17 protein-coding genes are annotated in these 16,842 nt (G+C 69.9%); 4 read left to right on the top strand and 13 right to left on the bottom strand.

Annotation, left to right across the window (positions count from 1 at the left end):
* A partial coding sequence (locus VLG41_RS20355) for a class I adenylate-forming enzyme family protein (protein WP_325351212.1) occupies nucleotides 1-1,026 on the bottom strand: 1,026 nt, incomplete at its 3' end.
* A gap of 240 nt (nucleotides 1,027-1,266) precedes the next feature.
* On the opposite strand from VLG41_RS20355, the gene VLG41_RS20350 reads away from it, so the two are divergent.
* Nucleotides 1,267-2,172 (top strand): cytochrome c, encoded by a 906-nt coding sequence (locus VLG41_RS20350; RefSeq protein WP_325351211.1) that lies wholly within the window; start codon nucleotides 1,267-1,269, stop codon nucleotides 2,170-2,172.
* A gap of 6 nt (nucleotides 2,173-2,178) precedes the next feature.
* Here VLG41_RS20350 and VLG41_RS20345 read toward each other — a convergent pair whose 3' ends face one another.
* From VLG41_RS20345 to VLG41_RS20315, 7 genes are read right to left on the bottom strand one after another with little or no spacing between them, the layout of a single operon-like run.
* Nucleotides 2,179-2,526, bottom strand: a complete 348-nt coding sequence (locus VLG41_RS20345; RefSeq protein WP_325351210.1) for a hypothetical protein — start codon at nucleotides 2,524-2,526, stop codon at nucleotides 2,179-2,181.
* Entirely contained in the window at nucleotides 2,496-2,732 is a 237-nt protein-coding gene (locus VLG41_RS20340) for a hypothetical protein (RefSeq protein ID WP_325351209.1), read from the bottom strand. Before VLG41_RS20340 ends, VLG41_RS20345 begins: the two co-directional genes overlap by 31 nt.
* Before the next feature lie 41 nt (nucleotides 2,733-2,773).
* Complete coding sequence (locus VLG41_RS20335) at nucleotides 2,774-3,961, bottom strand: serine hydrolase domain-containing protein (protein WP_325351208.1); 1,188 nt, start codon at nucleotides 3,959-3,961, stop codon at nucleotides 2,774-2,776.
* 19 nt (nucleotides 3,962-3,980) lie between these two features.
* Nucleotides 3,981-5,165, bottom strand: coding sequence for a beta-ketothiolase BktB (gene bktB, locus VLG41_RS20330; protein WP_325351207.1), 1,185 nt, complete (start codon nucleotides 5,163-5,165; stop codon nucleotides 3,981-3,983).
* 58 nt (nucleotides 5,166-5,223) lie between these two features.
* Complete coding sequence (locus tag VLG41_RS20325; RefSeq protein WP_325351206.1) at nucleotides 5,224-5,778, bottom strand: histidine phosphatase family protein; 555 nt, start codon at nucleotides 5,776-5,778, stop codon at nucleotides 5,224-5,226.
* Between the two features lie 21 nt (nucleotides 5,779-5,799).
* Nucleotides 5,800-6,576, bottom strand: a complete 777-nt coding sequence (locus tag VLG41_RS20320; RefSeq protein WP_325351205.1) for an SDR family NAD(P)-dependent oxidoreductase — start codon at nucleotides 6,574-6,576, stop codon at nucleotides 5,800-5,802.
* Nucleotides 6,577-6,608: 32 nt separating this feature from the next.
* Nucleotides 6,609-7,277 carry an RluA family pseudouridine synthase gene (locus VLG41_RS20315; RefSeq protein ID WP_325351204.1) on the bottom strand — a complete coding sequence of 223 codons (669 nt, stop codon included), beginning with the start codon at nucleotides 7,275-7,277 and terminating at the stop codon, nucleotides 6,609-6,611.
* A 57-nt stretch (nucleotides 7,278-7,334) separates the two neighbouring features.
* Between VLG41_RS20315 and VLG41_RS20310 the strand changes: the two genes are divergently transcribed.
* Entirely contained in the window at nucleotides 7,335-8,321 is a 987-nt protein-coding gene (locus VLG41_RS20310) for a tRNA dihydrouridine synthase (protein ID WP_325351203.1), read from the top strand.
* A gap of 31 nt (nucleotides 8,322-8,352) precedes the next feature.
* Entirely contained in the window at nucleotides 8,353-9,924 is a 1,572-nt protein-coding gene (gene gshA / locus VLG41_RS20305; RefSeq protein WP_325351202.1) for a glutamate--cysteine ligase, read from the top strand.
* 15 nt (nucleotides 9,925-9,939) lie between these two features.
* Here gshA and VLG41_RS20300 read toward each other — a convergent pair whose 3' ends face one another.
* Both VLG41_RS20300 and VLG41_RS20295 read right to left on the bottom strand, forming a co-directional pair.
* Complete coding sequence (locus VLG41_RS20300) at nucleotides 9,940-10,230, bottom strand: hypothetical protein (RefSeq protein ID WP_325351201.1); 291 nt, start codon at nucleotides 10,228-10,230, stop codon at nucleotides 9,940-9,942.
* A 112-nt stretch (nucleotides 10,231-10,342) separates the two neighbouring features.
* A complete protein-coding gene (locus VLG41_RS20295; protein WP_325351200.1) occupies nucleotides 10,343-10,825 on the bottom strand; it encodes an SRPBCC family protein in 483 nt (160 codons plus the stop codon).
* A 123-nt stretch (nucleotides 10,826-10,948) separates the two neighbouring features.
* Here VLG41_RS20295 and ylqF point away from each other — a divergent pair, with 123 nt between their 5' ends.
* Nucleotides 10,949-11,887 (top strand): ribosome biogenesis GTPase YlqF, encoded by a 939-nt coding sequence (gene ylqF, locus VLG41_RS20290; protein WP_325351199.1) that lies wholly within the window; start codon nucleotides 10,949-10,951, stop codon nucleotides 11,885-11,887.
* A gap of 12 nt (nucleotides 11,888-11,899) precedes the next feature.
* On the opposite strand, the gene VLG41_RS20285 is transcribed toward ylqF, so the two are convergent.
* The 3 genes from VLG41_RS20285 to VLG41_RS20275 form a co-directional block, all read right to left on the bottom strand.
* On the bottom strand, nucleotides 11,900-14,602 hold the full coding sequence (locus VLG41_RS20285; protein WP_325351198.1) for an Ig-like domain-containing protein: 2,703 nt from the start codon (nucleotides 14,600-14,602) through the stop codon (nucleotides 11,900-11,902).
* 34 nt (nucleotides 14,603-14,636) lie between these two features.
* Nucleotides 14,637-16,088, bottom strand: coding sequence for a hypothetical protein (locus tag VLG41_RS20280; RefSeq protein ID WP_325351197.1), 1,452 nt, complete (start codon nucleotides 16,086-16,088; stop codon nucleotides 14,637-14,639).
* Nucleotides 16,089-16,233: 145 nt separating this feature from the next.
* Complete coding sequence (locus VLG41_RS20275; protein WP_325351196.1) at nucleotides 16,234-16,821, bottom strand: thioredoxin fold domain-containing protein; 588 nt, start codon at nucleotides 16,819-16,821, stop codon at nucleotides 16,234-16,236.
* Nucleotides 16,822-16,842: the final 21 nt, after the last annotated feature.

Below are 16,842 nucleotides of genomic sequence, written 5' to 3'. Positions count from 1 at the left end.
CACCTGCACTGGCGTCTGCGCCACACCCACCGAGGCCAGGCGCGCCGCGTGGTCCGGGTGCGCGGCGTCGGCGATGTGCCGCCGCGCGAGCGCGGTGCCCACCATGGGCGTTTCACCCTGGCCGTAGATCTGAACGAAGCGAGGGCCCATCACGCGCAGTGCGCGCTGGATGTCGGCCAGGTACATGGGCGCGCCCCCGTAGACGATGGTCTTGAACGCGCGCGCCGCCTCGGTCGGTCCAAGGCCCTGGGCCTCTGCATGGTCCACCAGCCGTTTCACGATGGTGGGTGCCGCGAACGTGGACAGGGGCCCCAGCGCCTGTCCGAGCGCGAACAGCTCGGCCGGCTCCACCCCGCCCGAAGCCGGCACCACGTGGCGCGCGCCGGCCATCAGGTGCGGGATGGCGTACAGCCCGCAGCCGTGCGACATCGGCGCGGCGTACACGATGGCGTCGCCGCGGTCCACGGGGTCCACGTCGACGAAGTAGCACAGGCCCATGGTCATGAGGTTGCGGTGCGTGAGCATCACGCCCTTGGGTCGGCCGGTGGTGCCGCTGGTGTAGAACAGCCAGGCCATGTCGTCCGGCGCGTTGTCGTGCGGATCGGACAGGGCGCCCCGTGGCAGCGGCGCCAGCAGCGCGTCGGCCTCGGGTGATTCGATGTCGATCTGCCGGTCCAGCCCGGCCAGGGCCTGTGGCGCCATGTCGCGCGTCACGAAGGCCCAGCGCGCCTGCGCGTTGCCGATGATCCACTCCACCTCGGCCGGGTGCAGCTTGGCGTTGACCGGCACCACCGCCAGCCCGGCCCACCACGCGCCCCACAGCAGCTCCAGGTAGCGCGGGTGGTTGCGCAGGAACAGCACCACCCGGTCACCGGGCTGCAGCCCTTGTGCGCGCAGGCGCTGGGCCAGTGCCGCGCTGCGTTGCGCCCATTGCGCGTGCGTGGCCCAGGGCTCGGTGCCATGGAAGACGGCGGGGGTGTCGGGCGAAGTGCGGGCTTGGCGGGCGAGCAGGTGGGCGAGGGACATGGTGTGGGCGCAGCAACGTGACAGCTAAGGCCCGGACCATAGCGTGCGCCCGCGCTTCTGCACATACCGTGTGTATGCCACCCCGCCAGGCCCGACACCGCTGGCCGGCGCGGCGCGCATGGGTCACCGCATCTGAAAAATCCCTTAACCCAGCGACACCGACGCGCTTTTCCTCCATCGGAGCGTTGACGCGCCTGGGCCCGCTGTCGTGCAATCGCTCCACTCAACGAGGAGGGGTACATGACGACGAACAAGAACGGCACGCGCTGGCTGCGCGTGCTCGGCATTGGACTGGGCAGCGTGGTGCTTCTGGCCGCCGCCGCCCTGGCCACTGGCATCTTTCTGGCCGAACGCAAACAGCAACGCCGCGTGGACGTGGCCGTGCAGGCCGTGCCCTTCAAGAGCGACGCAGCCTCGCTGGAGCGCGGGCGCTACCTCTACGCGTCCCGCGGCTGCGTGGACTGCCACGGTGCCAACGGCGCCGGCCGCACCTTTGTGGACGACGGGGCACTCACCATCGCCGGCCCCAACATCACCACCGGCCCCGGCGGCGTGGTGGGCGCCTACCAGCCGGTGGACTGGGTGCGCGCCATCCGCCATGGCGTGGACCCCAAGGGCCGCGCGCTGATGGTGATGCCGAGCGAGGACTACAACCGCTTCACGGACGACGACCTGGCTGCGCTCGTGGCCCACATCCGCTCACTGCCGCCGCAGACAGGCTCGGGCGCGGTGGTGAAACTGCCGCTGCCGGTGCGCGCGCTCTATGGCTTTGGTGTGGTACCTGATGCGGCTTCGCGCATCGACCACACGCTGCCGCCGCAGCAACCGGTGCCCGAGGGCGTGACGCTGGCGCATGGCCAGTACGTGGCGAACATGTGCATTGGCTGCCACCGCGAGGGCCTGGTGGGCGGCAAGATCCCCGGCGGCCCGCCCGACTGGCCAGCGGCCTCGCGGCTGGCGCCGGGCGAGGGCAGCGTGATGGGGCGCTACGCCGACGCCGACGCGCTGATCGCCATGTTCCGCAGCGGCAAGCGGCCGGACGGGACGGCGGTTCAGGTGATGCCCTTCGAGTCGCTGCGGGAGATGAGCGAGACGGACCTGCGGGCGCTGCACCTGTACCTGAAGGCGCTGCCGGGACGGGGGTAGGGCCGCTCAGGCGGGCGAACCCTGCAAACGCCGCAGGACGAATGTTCCCCGTTCGGCGATGCGGGCCGATGGGTCAGTGGCCAATCGGCGGGCCAATGGCAGGGCCGCGCTGCCCAGGGCGTCCATGGCGTCGACGAGCCCCTTGGCCGCCTCGCGCCGCACGATGGGCGAGCGATCGGCCGCGGCGTTGTCCAGCGCCTGCGACAGCGCTGGGCGGTGTTCCAGGGCCCGTTGGCCCAGAACACCCTGTGAGCGGCCCCGGCCGTGCCGCAGGTCGGTCCATTGCCACCGATACCCATCGACCCAGGCGGCCTGACCCGTGATCAGGGTTCGATGGGCCAGGGCGCGCCGCACAGCGCATCGACGACTTGTTCGGGGTCCGATGCCTCGGCCAGGGCCGGTAATGTTTCGCGGGCGGCCGAGCGAACCTGCGGCACCCAGTCGTTGAGACGGCGCAGCGCCAGGGCCATGGCGAAGCCGTTCGGTGCCGGGCCCGACAAGTCACGCAGCGCCGCTTCGCGCACATAGCCGTCGCCACTGTCCAGGTCGTTCCAGTTCAAGCCTCGCATCGGCGCGAGATTCACATGCGCTGTCCGGGTGGTCAATCGACCAACGCGCCGTACACCAGTCCCCGCATCACCCCCCGGTAGTGGATCCGCTGGTTCGGCGCCTGCGCCATGAAGATGGCGAACAGGCCCAGCGTGGGGTCGACGAAGAAGTGCGTGCCGCCGATGCCGCTCCAGTGGTAGGTGCCCAGGGAGCCCGGCACGCTGGCCTCGCCCAGCGCGGTGCGCACCGCGAAGCCCAGGCCGAAGCCGTGGCCCGGCGGCAGCAGCGGGTTGTCGGCATGGGGCACGCTGGCGCCCAGGTGGTCGGCCGTCATGAAGGCCAGGGTGTGCGGTGAGAGCAGGCGCTGGCCGTCCAGTTCGCCGCCGTTGAGCAGGCACTGCAGAAAGCGCGCGTAGTCGTGCGCGGTGGACATGAGCCCGCCGCCACCCATCTCCAGCTTCGGCACCTCGCGCGGGTCGTGCATCGGCATCTGCACGCCGCCGTCGGGATCGTGGGTGAAGGCTTCGGCGATGCGGTGGTGCTGCGCGGGCGGCACGTGAAAGCCCGTCTCATGCATGCCCAGCGGTTGCAGGACAGCCCCACGCAGGTGCTCGGCCAGGGTCTGGCCGGTGATGACTTCGATCACCCGGCCCAGCACGTCGGTGGCACGGCTGTAGGCCCAGGCGGTGCCGGGCTGGTGCGCCAGCGGCAGCGCGGCCAGGCGCTCGCAGAGCTCGGCGTTGGTCTGGTCGCGACTGCCCAGGCCGGCTTGCGCGTAGAGCTCGTTCACGTGGCCGTTGCCGGTGAACTCATACGTCAGGCCGGCGGTGTGGCGCAGCAGGTCCTGCACGGTGGCGGGCCGCTCGGCGGCCACCAGCTTCACGCCGTGTGCGCCCGGCACGGCGACGCGCTGGTGCAGGAAGCCGGGGATGTAGCGGCCTACCGGGTCGCTCAACTGCAAGCGGCCCTGCTCGACGAGCATCATGGCCGCCACCGAGACGATGGGCTTGGTCATGGAGTAGATGCGAAAGATCGCATCCGTGCCCATGGGCGCGTCGCGCGCGGGGTCGAGGCGGCCGATGGCCGCATCCTGCACCACGCGGCCGTGCCGGGCGATGAGCACCGCGGCGCCGGGCAGGCGGCCGCGGTCCACGTCGGCTTGCAGCGCCCGCACGATGCGCTGCGTGCGCTCGGGGCTCAACCCCAGGTCCGCCGGCTCGGCGGTCGGCAGTCCGTGCATGCGGGCCTCCGGTGCGGGATCAGGAACGTTCGAAGATGGCCGCGATGCCCTGGCCACCGCCGATGCACATGGTGACCAGCGCGAAGCGGCCCTGGCAGCGGTCGAGCTCGTGGATGGCCTTCACCGTGATCAGCGCACCGGTGGCGCCGATGGGGTGGCCCAGCGAGATGCCCGAGCCATTGGGGTTGACCTTGGCGGGGTCGAGCCCGAGGTCTCGGATGACGGCGCAGGCCTGGGCGGCGAAGGCCTCGTTGGCCTCGATGACGTCGATGTCGTTCAGGCTCAGCCCGGTCTTCTTGAGCACGGCCTGCGTGGCCGGCACGGGGCCGATGCCCATGTACTTGGGGTCCACGCCCGCGTGGGCATAGCCCACCAGCCGCGCGATGGGGTTGATGCCGCGCGCCTTGACCTCTTCGCCACTCATCAGCACCACGGCCGCCGCGGCGTCGTTGATGCCGGAGGCGTTGCCCGCGGTGACGGTGCCGTTCTCCTTCACGAACACAGGCTTGAGCTTGGCCATGTCCTCCACGGTGGCGTTGGGGCGGAAGTGCTCGTCGGTGTCGAAGGCCACCTCGCCCTTGCGGCTCTTGAGCATCACGGGAACGATCTGCTCCTTGAAGTACCCGGCTTCCACGGCGTGCTGCGCGCGGCGGTGGCTTTCGGCGGCGAGCCGGTCCTGCTCCTCGCGGCTGATGCCCCACTTGGCGGCGATGTTCTCGGCCGTCACGCCCATGTGGATGGTGTGGAAGGGGTCGTGCAGGGCACCGACCATCATGTCGATCAAGGTGACGTCGCCCATGCGCGCGCCGAAGCGGGTGTTCAGGCTGGCGTAGGGCGCGCGGCTCATGTTCTCGGCGCCCGCGCCGATGGCGATCTCGGTGTCGCCGAGCAGGATGCCCTGCGCCGCCGAGACGATGGCCTGCAGCCCCGAGCCGCAGAGGCGGTTCACGTTGAAGGCCGGCGTGCCCTGCGCGCAGCCGCCGTCGAGCGCGGCCACACGCGAGAGGTACATGTCGCGCGGCTCGGTGTTGACGACGTGGCCGAACACCACATGGCCCACGTCGGCGCCGTCGACGTGCGCGCGGGCGAGCGATTCGCGCACGACCAGCGCGCCCAGCGCGGTGGGGGGCGTGTCTTTCAGGCTGCCGCCGAAGGTACCGATGGCGGTGCGCACCGCGCTGACGACGTAGACGTCTCGACTCATGTGAACTCCAGTGATCTGAGGGGGAAGGGGGAACGGGGCATGGTAGCGCGGGCCCGTGTCAGAAGGTCTGGCGCGCCAGCACGCGCAGGCGCTCGCCCTGGGGCCGCGTCACGAAGACCTCGCCCATGGCCAGGTACTCGCCGGTGAGTGCGGTGATGTTCACCTGGTGCGTGACGAGCATCCAGTTCGTGGGCGCGCGCAGCGCGCGCGCGGCGGCCAGCACCTCGCGCGTCTGCGCCTCGCGCGCTGGCGCGCTGCCGAAGAACGAATTGATGGGCGTCCACACCCCCTGCCGGCCAAAGGCCAGCTGCGCGGTGTCCACGCAACGGCACCAGGCGCTGTTGCGCACCTCGTCGAGGCGGATGGCCTCGCGTTGGAAGGCCTCGCCGACGCGGCGGGCCTGTTCACGGCCTTCGGCGCTCAGGTTGCGTTGCGTGGCGCATTCGCCCAGGCGAAAGCCGGGCGGATCGCCCACACCGGGCTCGGTGCGGGCGTGGCGCATGAGCACCACGTTGCCCCCTTCGCGCAGGCGGGCCCAGAAGTCGCTGGACTGGGCGCGAGCGCCACCCGCAGCGAGGACGCAGACGGCGAGGAAGCGGCGGCGTTGCAGCATGGCGACCTCGCGGGTGAAGGCTCAGGCGTCGCGCACGTCGGCCACGGGGTTCTGGCCGAAGTCCGATCGGTCGAGCCAGGCGAGCACGCGCGTGGCGGCGTCTTCGGGACTGCTCAGCAGGCCTTTCTCGCGCAGGTCGACGAAGCGCTGGCGGTCGGGGAAGGCCTGGGCTTCGCTGCCGCGCAGGTGGATCTGCATGTCGGTGTCGATCACGCCCGGGGCCAGCGACACGAGCCTGGCGCCGTGCGGCTGGTGCAGTTCTTCCAGCGCGCAGCAGCGCGTGAAGTGGTCCAGGCCGGCCTTGGCCGCGCAGTACGGCGCCTGCGAGGCCATGGCGTTGCGGCCCAGGCCGGAGGAGATGTTGAGCACGCGGCGCGGGCCTTTCCAGCCCGCTTGCACCCAGGCGCGCGTGGCGCCCAGAAACGCGGCGGTGAGGTGCATGGGCGCCTCCAGCCCCACGCGCAGGGCGTTCGTGAGCTGCTCGGGTGGGCAGTCGGGCAGCGGCACGATGGCGGGCAGCACGCCCGCGTTGTTGATCAGCGTGGCGCTGGCGATCTCCTTCGGGTTCAGGCCGGTGAGCCAGTTCGACAGGCGATCGCGCGCGCCGCCGGTGTCGGCCAGGTCCTGCGACCACTGCGTGAGCGGTGCGCCCAGGCGCTCGGCCTCGGCCTGCAGTTCGTCGCTGATCTGGCGCGACAGGCACAGCAGCACGTGGTTGGGCGAGAGCAGTTGCCGGGCCATGGCCTGGCCCATGCCGCGCGAGGCGCCGGTGAGGATGGTGAGGTGGGGGGTGGTCATGCGTTGTGTCTCTTCGGGTCGGTCGTTCGGGTTCAGAAAGGGCAGGGGCTGTGCAGTTCGAGTGTGTCGCCGCTGACGGGGTGCGGCAAGGCGAGCCAGCCCGCGTGCAGCAGCAGGCGCGGTGCCAGCGCGCGCTGCGCCTCGCTGGCGTAAAGCGGATCGCCCACGATGGGGTGGCCGATGGCCTGCAGGTGCACGCGCAACTGGTGGGTGCGCCCGGTCACGGGTTCGAGTTCTAAGCGCGTGCCGATGTCCTTGTGCGCGCCTTGGTCATCGGCCGCCAGGCGCCAGCGGGTCAGGCTGGGTTTGCCCATGCCGTGGTGCACGATGCTGCGCGGCCGGTTCATCCAGTCGATCATGAGCGGCAGGTCGATGGTCTGCCAGCCGTTGCCGGCGTCGGGGTTGGCCAGCCGGCCGGCCACCACGGCGGTGTAGCGCTTGTGCACGCGGCGCTTCTCGAAGGCCAGGGACAGGGCGCGCTGCATGGCCAGGCCGCGCGCCATGATCACCAGGCCCGAGGTCGCCATGTCGAGCCGGTGCACGATGAGCGCCTCGGGCCAGCGCGCCTGGGCGCGCGCGCTCAGGCAGTCCTGCTTGTCCGGCCCGCGCCCGGGCACGGCCAGCAGGCCCGAGGGTTTGTCGAGCACGATCAGGGCGTCGTCCTCGTGCACCAGGTGCAGCTCATCCACGGCGGTGTTCATGGGCGGGATTGTCCCCGCCGCCGGGCGCGGGCCCGCCGCCACGGGACAATACGGCCCATGCTGCTGCTCGCTCCCATGGAAGGCCTGCTCGACGCCACGCTGCGCGACGTGCTCACGCGCCTGGGCGGCGTGGACCGCTGCACGAGCGAATTCATCCGCATCACCAACACCCTGCTCCCGGAGCGCGCCTTCATCCGCGTGGTGCCCGAACTGCTGAACGGCGGGCGCACGGTGGCCGGCGTGCCGGTGCGCCCGCAGCTGCTGGGCTCCGACCCCACGCTGCTGGCAGAGAACGCGGCGCGCCTGGCCGCGCTGCAGCCCCCGGGCATCGACCTGAACTTCGGCTGCCCCGCCAAGACGGTGAACAACAGCCGGGGCGGCGCGATCCTGCTCGACGAGCCCGAGCTCGTGGGCCGCATCGTGGCGGCGGTGCGGCGCGCGGTGCCCGCGCACCTGCCGGTGTCGGCCAAGATGCGCCTGGGCTACATGGACGACGCGCGTGCCGAGGACAACGCGCTGGCCATCACCGAGGCGGGCGCGAGCGAGCTCGTGATCCACGCGCGCACCAAGGCCCAGGGCTACAAGCCGCCCGCTCACTGGGAGCGCATCGCGCGGGTGGCGCAGGCCCTGCCCACGCAGCGGCCGGTGCTCATCGCCAACGGCGAGATCTGGAATGCGGACGATGCGCGCCGCTGCCAGGCCGTCACGGGTTGCGAGCACCTCATGATCGGCCGCGGCCAGATCACCGACCCGGGCCTGGCACTGTCGATTCGCGGCGAGGGCGAGGTGGCGTGGTCGCGCGTGGTGCCGCTGCTGCCGCTGTTCTGGGCCCGGGTGAGCGCGCGCGTGGAGCGGCGCCACCGCGCGGGGCGGCTCAAGCAATGGCTCAACTACCTGCGCCACCGCTACCCCGAGGCGCAGACCGCCTTCGACGAGCTGCGCCTACACCACGATCCCGTGGCGATCGAGGCCTGGATCGCCCGGGCCCAGGCCGCCTGGGGATGCCCCGACGAGGCGTCTGCAGAATCCGCGCAGCCGTGTTAACTTCCGGCCCCCGCTTCGCAAGAGTGTCCTTATGTCTGCACTGCAACAACGGCTGGCCGCCTTGGGCCCCGAGCGCCTTCGCGGCATGCGCCGTGGCCTCGAGAAAGAGAGCCTGCGGTCGCAGCCCGATGGCAAGCTGGCGCTCACCCCGCACCCGGCCGCGCTGGGCAGCGCGCTGACGCACCCCCACATCACCACCGACTACAGCGAGTCGCAGCTCGAACTCATCACCGGCGTGCACGCCAGCGTCGAGAGCTGCCTGGCCGAGCTGGGCGAGGTGCACCAGTTCGTGCTGCGCTCGCTCAAGGCGCAGGGCGACGAAATGCTCTGGGTGTCGAGCATGCCCTGCGGCCTGCCCACCGACGAGACCATTCCCCTCGGCCGCTATGGTTCGTCCAACGTGGGCCGCGCCAAGAGCGTCTACCGAATGGGCCTGGGCCACCGCTATGGCCGGCGCATGCAGACCATCTCGGGCATCCACTACAACTGGTCCCTGCCCGGCGTGGACAACGAGGGCTACTTCGCGCTGATCCGCAACTTCCGCCGCCACGCCTTCCTGCTGCTCACACTGTTCGGCGCCTCGCCGGCCGTGTGTTCCAGCTTCGTCGAAGGCCGCAACCACGAGTTGCAGAAGCTCGGCGCGAGCGGCACGCTGTACATGCCGCACGGCACCTCGCTGCGCATGGGCCGCCTGGGCTACCAGAGCGAGGCGCAGGCCACGCTGGCCGTGAGCTACAACGGCCTCGAGGGTTACGCGGCGTCGCTGCACGACGCGCTCACGCGGCCCTGGCCCGCCTACGAAACCGTGGGCATCCGCAACCCGGGCGGCGACTACAACCAGCTCGCCACCACGCTGCTGCAGATCGAGAACGAGTTCTACGGCACCATTCGCCCCAAGCGCGTCATCTTCCCGGGCGAGCGTCCGCTGCACGCGCTGCGCGAGCGTGGCGTCGAATACATCGAGGTCCGCCTGCTCGACCTCAACCCCTTCGAGCCCATCGGCATCGACGCGATGACGCTGCGCTTCCTTGACGTCTTCCTGCTGCACTGCCTGCTGGCGGACAGCCCGTCCGACACGCCGAGCGAGATCCGCGAGCTCGCACAGAACCAGCACCTGACGGCCGCGCGCGGCCGCGAGCCCGGCCTGGAGCTGCTGCGCCGCGGCTCACCCGTGAAGCTGGCCGACTGGGGCCTGGAGATCATCGAACAGCTGCAGCCCATTGCCGACGCATTGGACGAGCTGGAAGGCACCGACGCGCACGCGCTGGCCGTGGCGCACGCGCGCAGCACGCTGCGCCAGCCCGACCTGCTGCCCTCGGCGCGCGTGCTGCGCGCCATGTCGGCGCACCACGACGATTCCTTCATCGCCTTCGCGCGCGGGCAGTCGGTGCTCACGCACCGGCACTTGCTGGGTCTGCCCTGGAGCGATGCCCAGCAGGCACGCTTCGAGGCGCTGGCGAAACGTTCCCTGGACGACCAGCGCGCCATCGAGGCGGCCGACTCCATGCCCTTCGAGGTGTATCGGCAGGAATATGTGTCGGCCGAGCGCCTGGGGCGTCCGCGCGTGGCGGCGGCGGGAAAGGGCCAGCCGCTGGCGGCCTGAGGCCCCCGCCAGCGGTCAGATCAGGAACCAGAGCTGCCCGGCACTGGGGCTCATGAGCGGCATGGCCTGTTCGAAGCGGCGCTCCAGCACCGACGCGACGGTGGCGTGGAGATCGGGAGAGATGAGGTCAGCGTAGGTGGGGTCATCGTCGGTGGACGCCGACCCGCTGTCGTAGGATTCTTCCGCTTCCGTGGAGGCGCTCGGCGAGCTTGAGCAGGTCGAAGGTGCGCGAGGCTGAGGCGGCAGGGCAGGCGGAGCATGGGTGCCCCGAAGAGACGGCGGGCAGGACAATGAGCGCAGGCGCATGGGATGGCGGTGGAGTGGTTGGGGGAACCGTCTGGCAAGCGCCAAACCTGTCTTGAGTGCGCCACCCCAAGGCCCCGTTCCGGCCCCGCCATGAAGAAAGCTTGAAGCGCCTTCAGGCCTCGCCGCCGAACTTCTTCACCAGGTTGGCAATGTATTTGTCGACCAGCTTCTCGAACTCGGCTTCGACCACGGGCGCCACCACCATCTTCATCAGGCTGGGCAGCGGCACGTCCACCGTGCCCTCGATCGCGAGTTCGATCGCGGTGGATTTCTTCTGATCGGCAATCTTCCAATGGCCGCCCACCTGCGCGTTGCCCACGCCCTTGACGGGCGTCCACTTCACCGTGCCGGTGCCCTTGGCCTCGTCCCACTTGCTGGTGTACTTGCTCGCGTACACGGTCTGGATGTTGACCTGGGCCGTGCCGACCTTCTCCATCTCCCACTGGTAGCTGCCGCCGCCCAGGTCGGTGAGCTTCTCGACCTTGGGAAAGTGCGCCACCGACGCGGGCACGTCGGACAGCAGCTTGAACACCTCGGCCGCCTTGGCCTTGACGGCGAATTCGTAGCCGAGGTCGATCTTGACGGTGATGGCCATGCTTGCCTTTCGCTGGGACGGGGGAAGGACGGGGCATTCTAGGCAGACGGGCCCTGATCGGGGGGCGGGCTTGTACCAAGGCACAATGCGCGTCCTTCCGCCCTTTTGCCCCCTCCGTCTCCCATGAGCGTCCAGTGGTTTCCCGGTCACATGCACCTCACGCGCCAGGCCATCGGCGAGCGCGTGAAGTCCATCGACGTGGTGATCGAGATGCTGGACGCGCGCCTGCCCGGCTCCAGCGCCAACCCCTTGCTGCGCGAACTCACGCAGAAGCGGCCGACGCTCAAGGTGCTCAACAAGCAGGACCTGGCCGACCCCGAGCGCACCGCGCTCTGGCTGGCGCACTACAACGCCCAGCCCGGCACCCGCGCCATTGCGCTCGACGCCAGTGTCACGGCACCAGCGCGCGCGCTGATCGCGGCCTGCCGCGAACTGGCACCGAACCGCGGTGGCATGGTCAAGCCCTTGCGCGTGCTGATCTGCGGCATCCCCAACGTGGGCAAGAGCACGCTCATCAACACCCTGGTGGGCAAACGCTCCGCCAAGACGGGTGACGAAGCGGGTGTGACGCGCACCGAGCAGCGCCTGGTGCTGGCGGACGACTTCTACCTCTACGACACACCCGGCATGCTGTGGCCGCGCATCATCGTGCCGCAAAGTGGTTTCCACCTCGCGGCCAGCGGGGCCGTGGGGCGCAACGCCTACGACGACCAGGAAGTTGCGCTGGAGCTGCTGGACAACCTGAAGCTGGCCTACCCCGGCCCGCTGATCGCGCGCTACGGCTTCGGCTTCACGCCCCAGGCCTTGGCGCAGGTGCCCGCCGAGGAACTGCTGGAGGCCATCGGCCGTCAGCGCGGCGCGCTGGTGAGCGGTGGGCGCGTGGACGCGCAGAAGGCCGCAGAGCTGGTGATTGGCGACTTCCGCGCGACCCTGATGGGGCGCATCACGCTGGAGACGCCGCAGCAGTACCTGGAGTGGTTGCGCGCGGGCAGGGCGGCGGATGCGCTGCGGCGACAGGAGAGGGAGCGGGATCGGCCGACACGCGGGCCGCGCCGGCGCTGAGCGGCGCGATGTTCACTGGTTGCAGGAGGTTCTCCACTCCTGTATCGATTCCTGCCAAGCGACGTCCTCGTCCGCCCAGAGGCCGTAGTACACCGTCTCGCTGCGAGCCTCCTTGAAGTTGCGCGATTCGGATTGCTCCACCCAGGCCGGCAACCAGGGGGCGTTCGATTCGACGTACACGGCTGAGCCCATCCTGCGGAACCAGTAGCGCCCGTCGGGGTTCGGGCCCGTGAAGCCGCCTCCGTGAGGCACGGCACCCATGGGGTAGTACAGAGCGCCATCGCTGTTGGTGATCAAGGTGCCTTCCACGTCGTTGCCGGTCCCCTGGTTGGCGATGGGCCAGGTCCAATCCTCGCCGCAGGCCGATATGCCGAAGACCTTACGGGGGACGTAGAACATGAGCCGGGGAGTGGCCTTGGCCACGATGATCTGGCCCGTATAGGTGGTGCCACCCACGTCGGCCTCGATGGTGGTCGTCCCCGCGTTCAGGATGTGAAGCCTGCCGTTCTGGCCGTTGGGAAACTCGGCCACGTCCTGGTTGGGGACAGGGAACCGGTATTGGATGGGCGTGCTGCTGCCAACGCCCAGCGGACGCGGAATGTCGAAGTCCGGGTCGCCGTAGGTGGCGTAGATGGTTTCGAATGTCCTGACCTGGGCCGGGTTCACCGTCAGGCTGGCCTGGATGCTGGCTTCGCGGAAGTTGCTGCCGGCGGCCTGGGTGGCGCGGATGAAGACCGGGCCGGTGCTGGGTGCCAAGGGCACGAGCATCGGGCTCGCGCCGCTGTTGTCCACCCGGGCCACGGGGCTGATCTGCCCATTCGCGTCCACGACGGCATAGCTCCAGGCGCCCGTGCCGTTGAGCGAGGCGGGGGGCGCCAAGGGGTACGGGTTCGAATCCATGCCGATGGTGATCGCGGGAAAGGCTTGCAGCCGAGGGTCGGCGCCGATCACGGTGACCAACACGCTGTCGTAGTCGTCGACCACGCTCGTATTGATGGCGTAGGCGCAAGCGATCTCGGTCTGGCCGACACCCAAAGTCTGCCAGCTGTCCTTGTCGAAGTCCGAGCCCGGGCCCGTGCCGCCCAGGACACCACCGTTGCCCTTCACGTAGAAGCGGGTGCATCGGTTGTTGTCGGTGACCTCGGCGCCGCTCTGGTCGTAGGACTTCGGCATCACCGGCTTGTCGCCATAGACCATGGTCAGCGGTGGGCCCAGATTGAACAGGCCGGGCAGGGGCGGCCCATTGACCTCGATCGGCCGGATCAGCGACTCGATGTTGCTCAAGGGCGAGATCGTTTGAGCAAAGAAGGGCGACTCCACGACGCCCATGATGAAGTTGTACTGGCCGTTGCCCGTCTTGGGTGCAACCTGGAAGGTGAAGGTACCTTCCTGGCCGAGTCCTGCAGGCGGTGCGTGCGAAGTCATGGGGAAATGGGTGACGTCTGCCGACCAGCGTTCACCGGGCCAATGGACCCACCCCGAGACCCTGCCCCCGAGGAAGTTGGTGCGGTAGCCGATGCTGAAGGTATCGCCCTGCTTGAGCGCGCCCGTGGGGGAGCGGGTGATGACGACGCCCGGCAGGCCATCCTCGATGGTGACGGGGACGATGATCTCGCGCGCGGCCCAGGGCCCATTCGCGGCTTGCGCCACCTTCACATGCACCGTGCCCGGGCCCTTGACCCACAGTTGGCCTGTCGTTGCATCGATCTCGGCAATCTCGTTGTTCTGGGCCGGGTCGGGGATGCTGAAGGCGATCGCGCCAGCGCTGTTCGAGCGCGCGCGCAGCGTGGTCTCGAAGGTGGTGGAGGGGAGCGATGGCACAGGATCCACGGTCAGCGTGGGTTGGCCCGCGACCACCCGCCACGTGGCCTTGGCCACCACGATGCCGGCGCTGTTCCTGGCCTCCAGCACCGTCTGGCCCAGGCCCGTGAGCGAGACCTGCGGCTGGCCGCTGCTGCCGATGACCGTGGCCACGCTGGCGGCGCTGCTGGTGTAGGTGACGTTCTGCCCGCCGAGTTGGGGTAGCAGGTCGATGGGGGTGGTGGTGTAGGGCATCTCCCGGTCGTTCAGGCCAGGCACCGCCATCACTTCGAGTTCGGCCTCCACGCTGCCACCCTCGTAGGCGCCCAGAGGTTTCTGCGTGGCCACGATGATCGTCTTGCCCACGGCCTTCACCGTGATCAGACCGGTTTCCGTGACACTGGCCACCGTGGTGGCCGTGTCCTTGAGGCGGTAGACGATGCTGGCGTTCTGGACATTGGATACGGGCGCCGCGATCTGGAAGGCCGGTACGCCGTACATCACGCTGGCCAGTTGCCAGGGCTGGAACGTGACCGGCAGGCCCTTCACCTTGATGGTGTAGGTCGCGCTGGCGGCCGGGTACGGCGGCGAGGCGGCCTGGCTGGCGGTGATGGTGGCCTCACCCGCGAGCACGCCGGTGACCTGGCCCGTCTGGGCGTTGACCATGGCCACCGCCGTGTCGCTGCTGCCGTAGGTGACGGCGCCCGGGCTCAGGCGCACGGTGGCGGTCTGCGTGAACTGCTGGTTGACGTTCACCTCGGCCCTGGCCTGTGCGAAGGACAACTGCTTGACCGTGGTGATGACCAGGTTGCTGATGCTCACGCCGCCGGTGGCCCAGACGAGGGGCGTGCCGGCCAGGAGCAGCAGCAGCCATTGCCAGGGCCGCTTGAGCAAGGGAAGGAAGAATGGCGTCATCGAGGGGAAAGAAGGAAAGCCGCGGGCGCGCATGTCAGTACCCCACCGCGTTGAAGTCCACGAGGATCAGGCTGGCGTCGGACATCACGACCACGACGGACACGGGCGTGGTGGCACCGGCGCCCGGGTTGGGGAAGCGGCGGATGCCGAGGTAGAGCGAACCGTCCTGCACCCAGACCAGCGGCTTGCCGTCGCTGCCCAGGTTGGTCGACGGCGCGCCATTCAAGCTCACCTGAGCCACGGCCACAGCGGGCACGGGCAGTTTGATGATCAGCGCGTCGGGCGTGGCGCTCACGGTGGAACCGCCCAGGCCGGACTTGTCCAGGCTGGCCAGCAGCACCGGCACGGCCGTCAGGTCGACCTTGGCGAGCACGCGCGTGGGCAGCTCGCGCGGGCGCTGGAACACCTCGTCGAGGCGACGCACGCCCGAGGTCTGGCGCTGGCTCAGGGTGGAGCAGCGCGAGGCGCGGCCATCCAGCGGGGCTTCAAGGCCCATCATCAGGCTGGTGCGTGGCTTCATGCCCTGGGCGCCGCCGTCGCGCGCCAGCGCCAGGTGCCACTTGCCGTGGCGCACGCCGAACGAAAGCCGGTCGCCCGCCACGCCCGTGTTGGCCTGGCCTTCGAGCTGCCAGCAGCCCGGCAGCGCGTGGGTGTAGCCCAGGCCCGTGGTGGTGCGGGTGTTCTTTTCGCTGGAGCCGTCCTGGAAGCGGTAGTGCAGGGTTTCGCGGCCCAGCGTGAGCTTGAACTCGGCGTTGGCCCAGGGTGCAAGGCCCACGCCCAGGTTGAAGCCCTGCAGGCGGCCCGGGGCGATTTCGCGCGGATCGACGAGGAAGCGGATGAGGGTGGGCGTTTCCTCGACCATCACGGCATCCGGCACATCGGGCTTGTGCGCGCGCGTCGCGTAGGCGCTGGCGTTGAGCTGCGTGAGCCACGAGCCTTGATCGAAACGCTTGATCACCCGCAGCAGGGCGGCGGTCTGGTCGACGGCCACGTCGTCGGGGCCCGAATAGAAGCGGTAGGTGTCGGTGTCGCGCAGCCAGCCCAGCGACAGGCCGAGGTGCAAGTCCTTCGTGGGCGAGTACAGGCCATTGAGCATGAGCTCCTGGTGCTCGGTGCCCGCTGAAACGTTGGCGCCAACGGCCCAGGTGTCACCGAGCAGGCGCGCGTAGTCGATGTCGATGCGCGAGCCGCCGCCACCGCCCCAGTCGCGCCCGAACCGGGCGCCGATCCGGGCGTCTCTCGATTCGCTGCGGTATTGGGCGCCCGATTCGTTGAGGCTCAGATCCCCGGCCTGGAGGTTCGGAGGGGCCTGATGGACTTGACCGGGGCGCCGGTCGGGGATGGTCGGGCTGCCATCGGCCGGGGCCCGGGGGGCGGCTTGCGACAGGCCGGCAGGGGTGGGAAGGGTCTGGGCGAGGCCGTGTGTGATGGCCAGCGGCGCCGCGAGGGCGGCCATTGCCCATCGGGCGAGCGGGGGGCGGGGCATGGAGCGGTCGAAGGATGGTTGGCGAAACGCCCCGCGCGCAAACGCGGTGACGAGCATCACCAAGTGTCATCCTATTGACCTACTTTTCAGATGCCTCCGTTGTACTAATTCATGACGTCTTGTCGACGACAGCGCCCGTTCGCGCTTATTGGCCGCTCAGCCCGATGAAGCCGGCGAGTTGCGCCGTGGGCATGGCCCCGGCCACGGTGCGCGCGCCGCCACCCTGGGGATCGCGCGCCACGACAAAGGGCACGGACTCCGCGCCCAGGCGATTGAGCAGCGCCGTGTTGTGCTTGATGGCGGCCTCGACCTCGGCGGGCACGCTGGCCGAGGCGGAGAGGCCACCCTGGTTGGCCAGCAGGCTTTTCTCGTGGGCCGACATGGCCTCGGCCGGGTTGGCCGCGCCCAGGATGGCGGCGCCCTGCGGCAGGCTCTTGGCATTGAGCAGGGCCACCGGCAGCCACACGAAGCGCGCCTGGCGCAGCAGCGGCTGGGACGACTCCCACAGCGCGGCGCAGTGCGGGCACTGAGGGTCGAACAGCACGTAGACGGTGTGGGCGGCCATCATGGCGCCCACGGTGAAACCCTTGCCTTCGGCGGCGAGCACCTGCAGGGCTTGGGAGCGGTCGATGGGCGGGGCCGGCGGCGCGGCGTCGGGCTCGCGCGAGCAGGCGGACAAAAAGCCCATGGCCGCGAGGGCGGCCATGGAGGAGAGGGCGTGGCGGCGTTGCATGCCGCGATGATAGGGCGCCCG

The organism is Hydrogenophaga sp. (assembly GCF_035481345.1).
Lineage (GTDB): Bacteria > Pseudomonadota > Gammaproteobacteria > Burkholderiales > Burkholderiaceae_C > Hydrogenophaga.
This window is presented reverse-complemented; position numbering and strand designations above follow the sequence as displayed.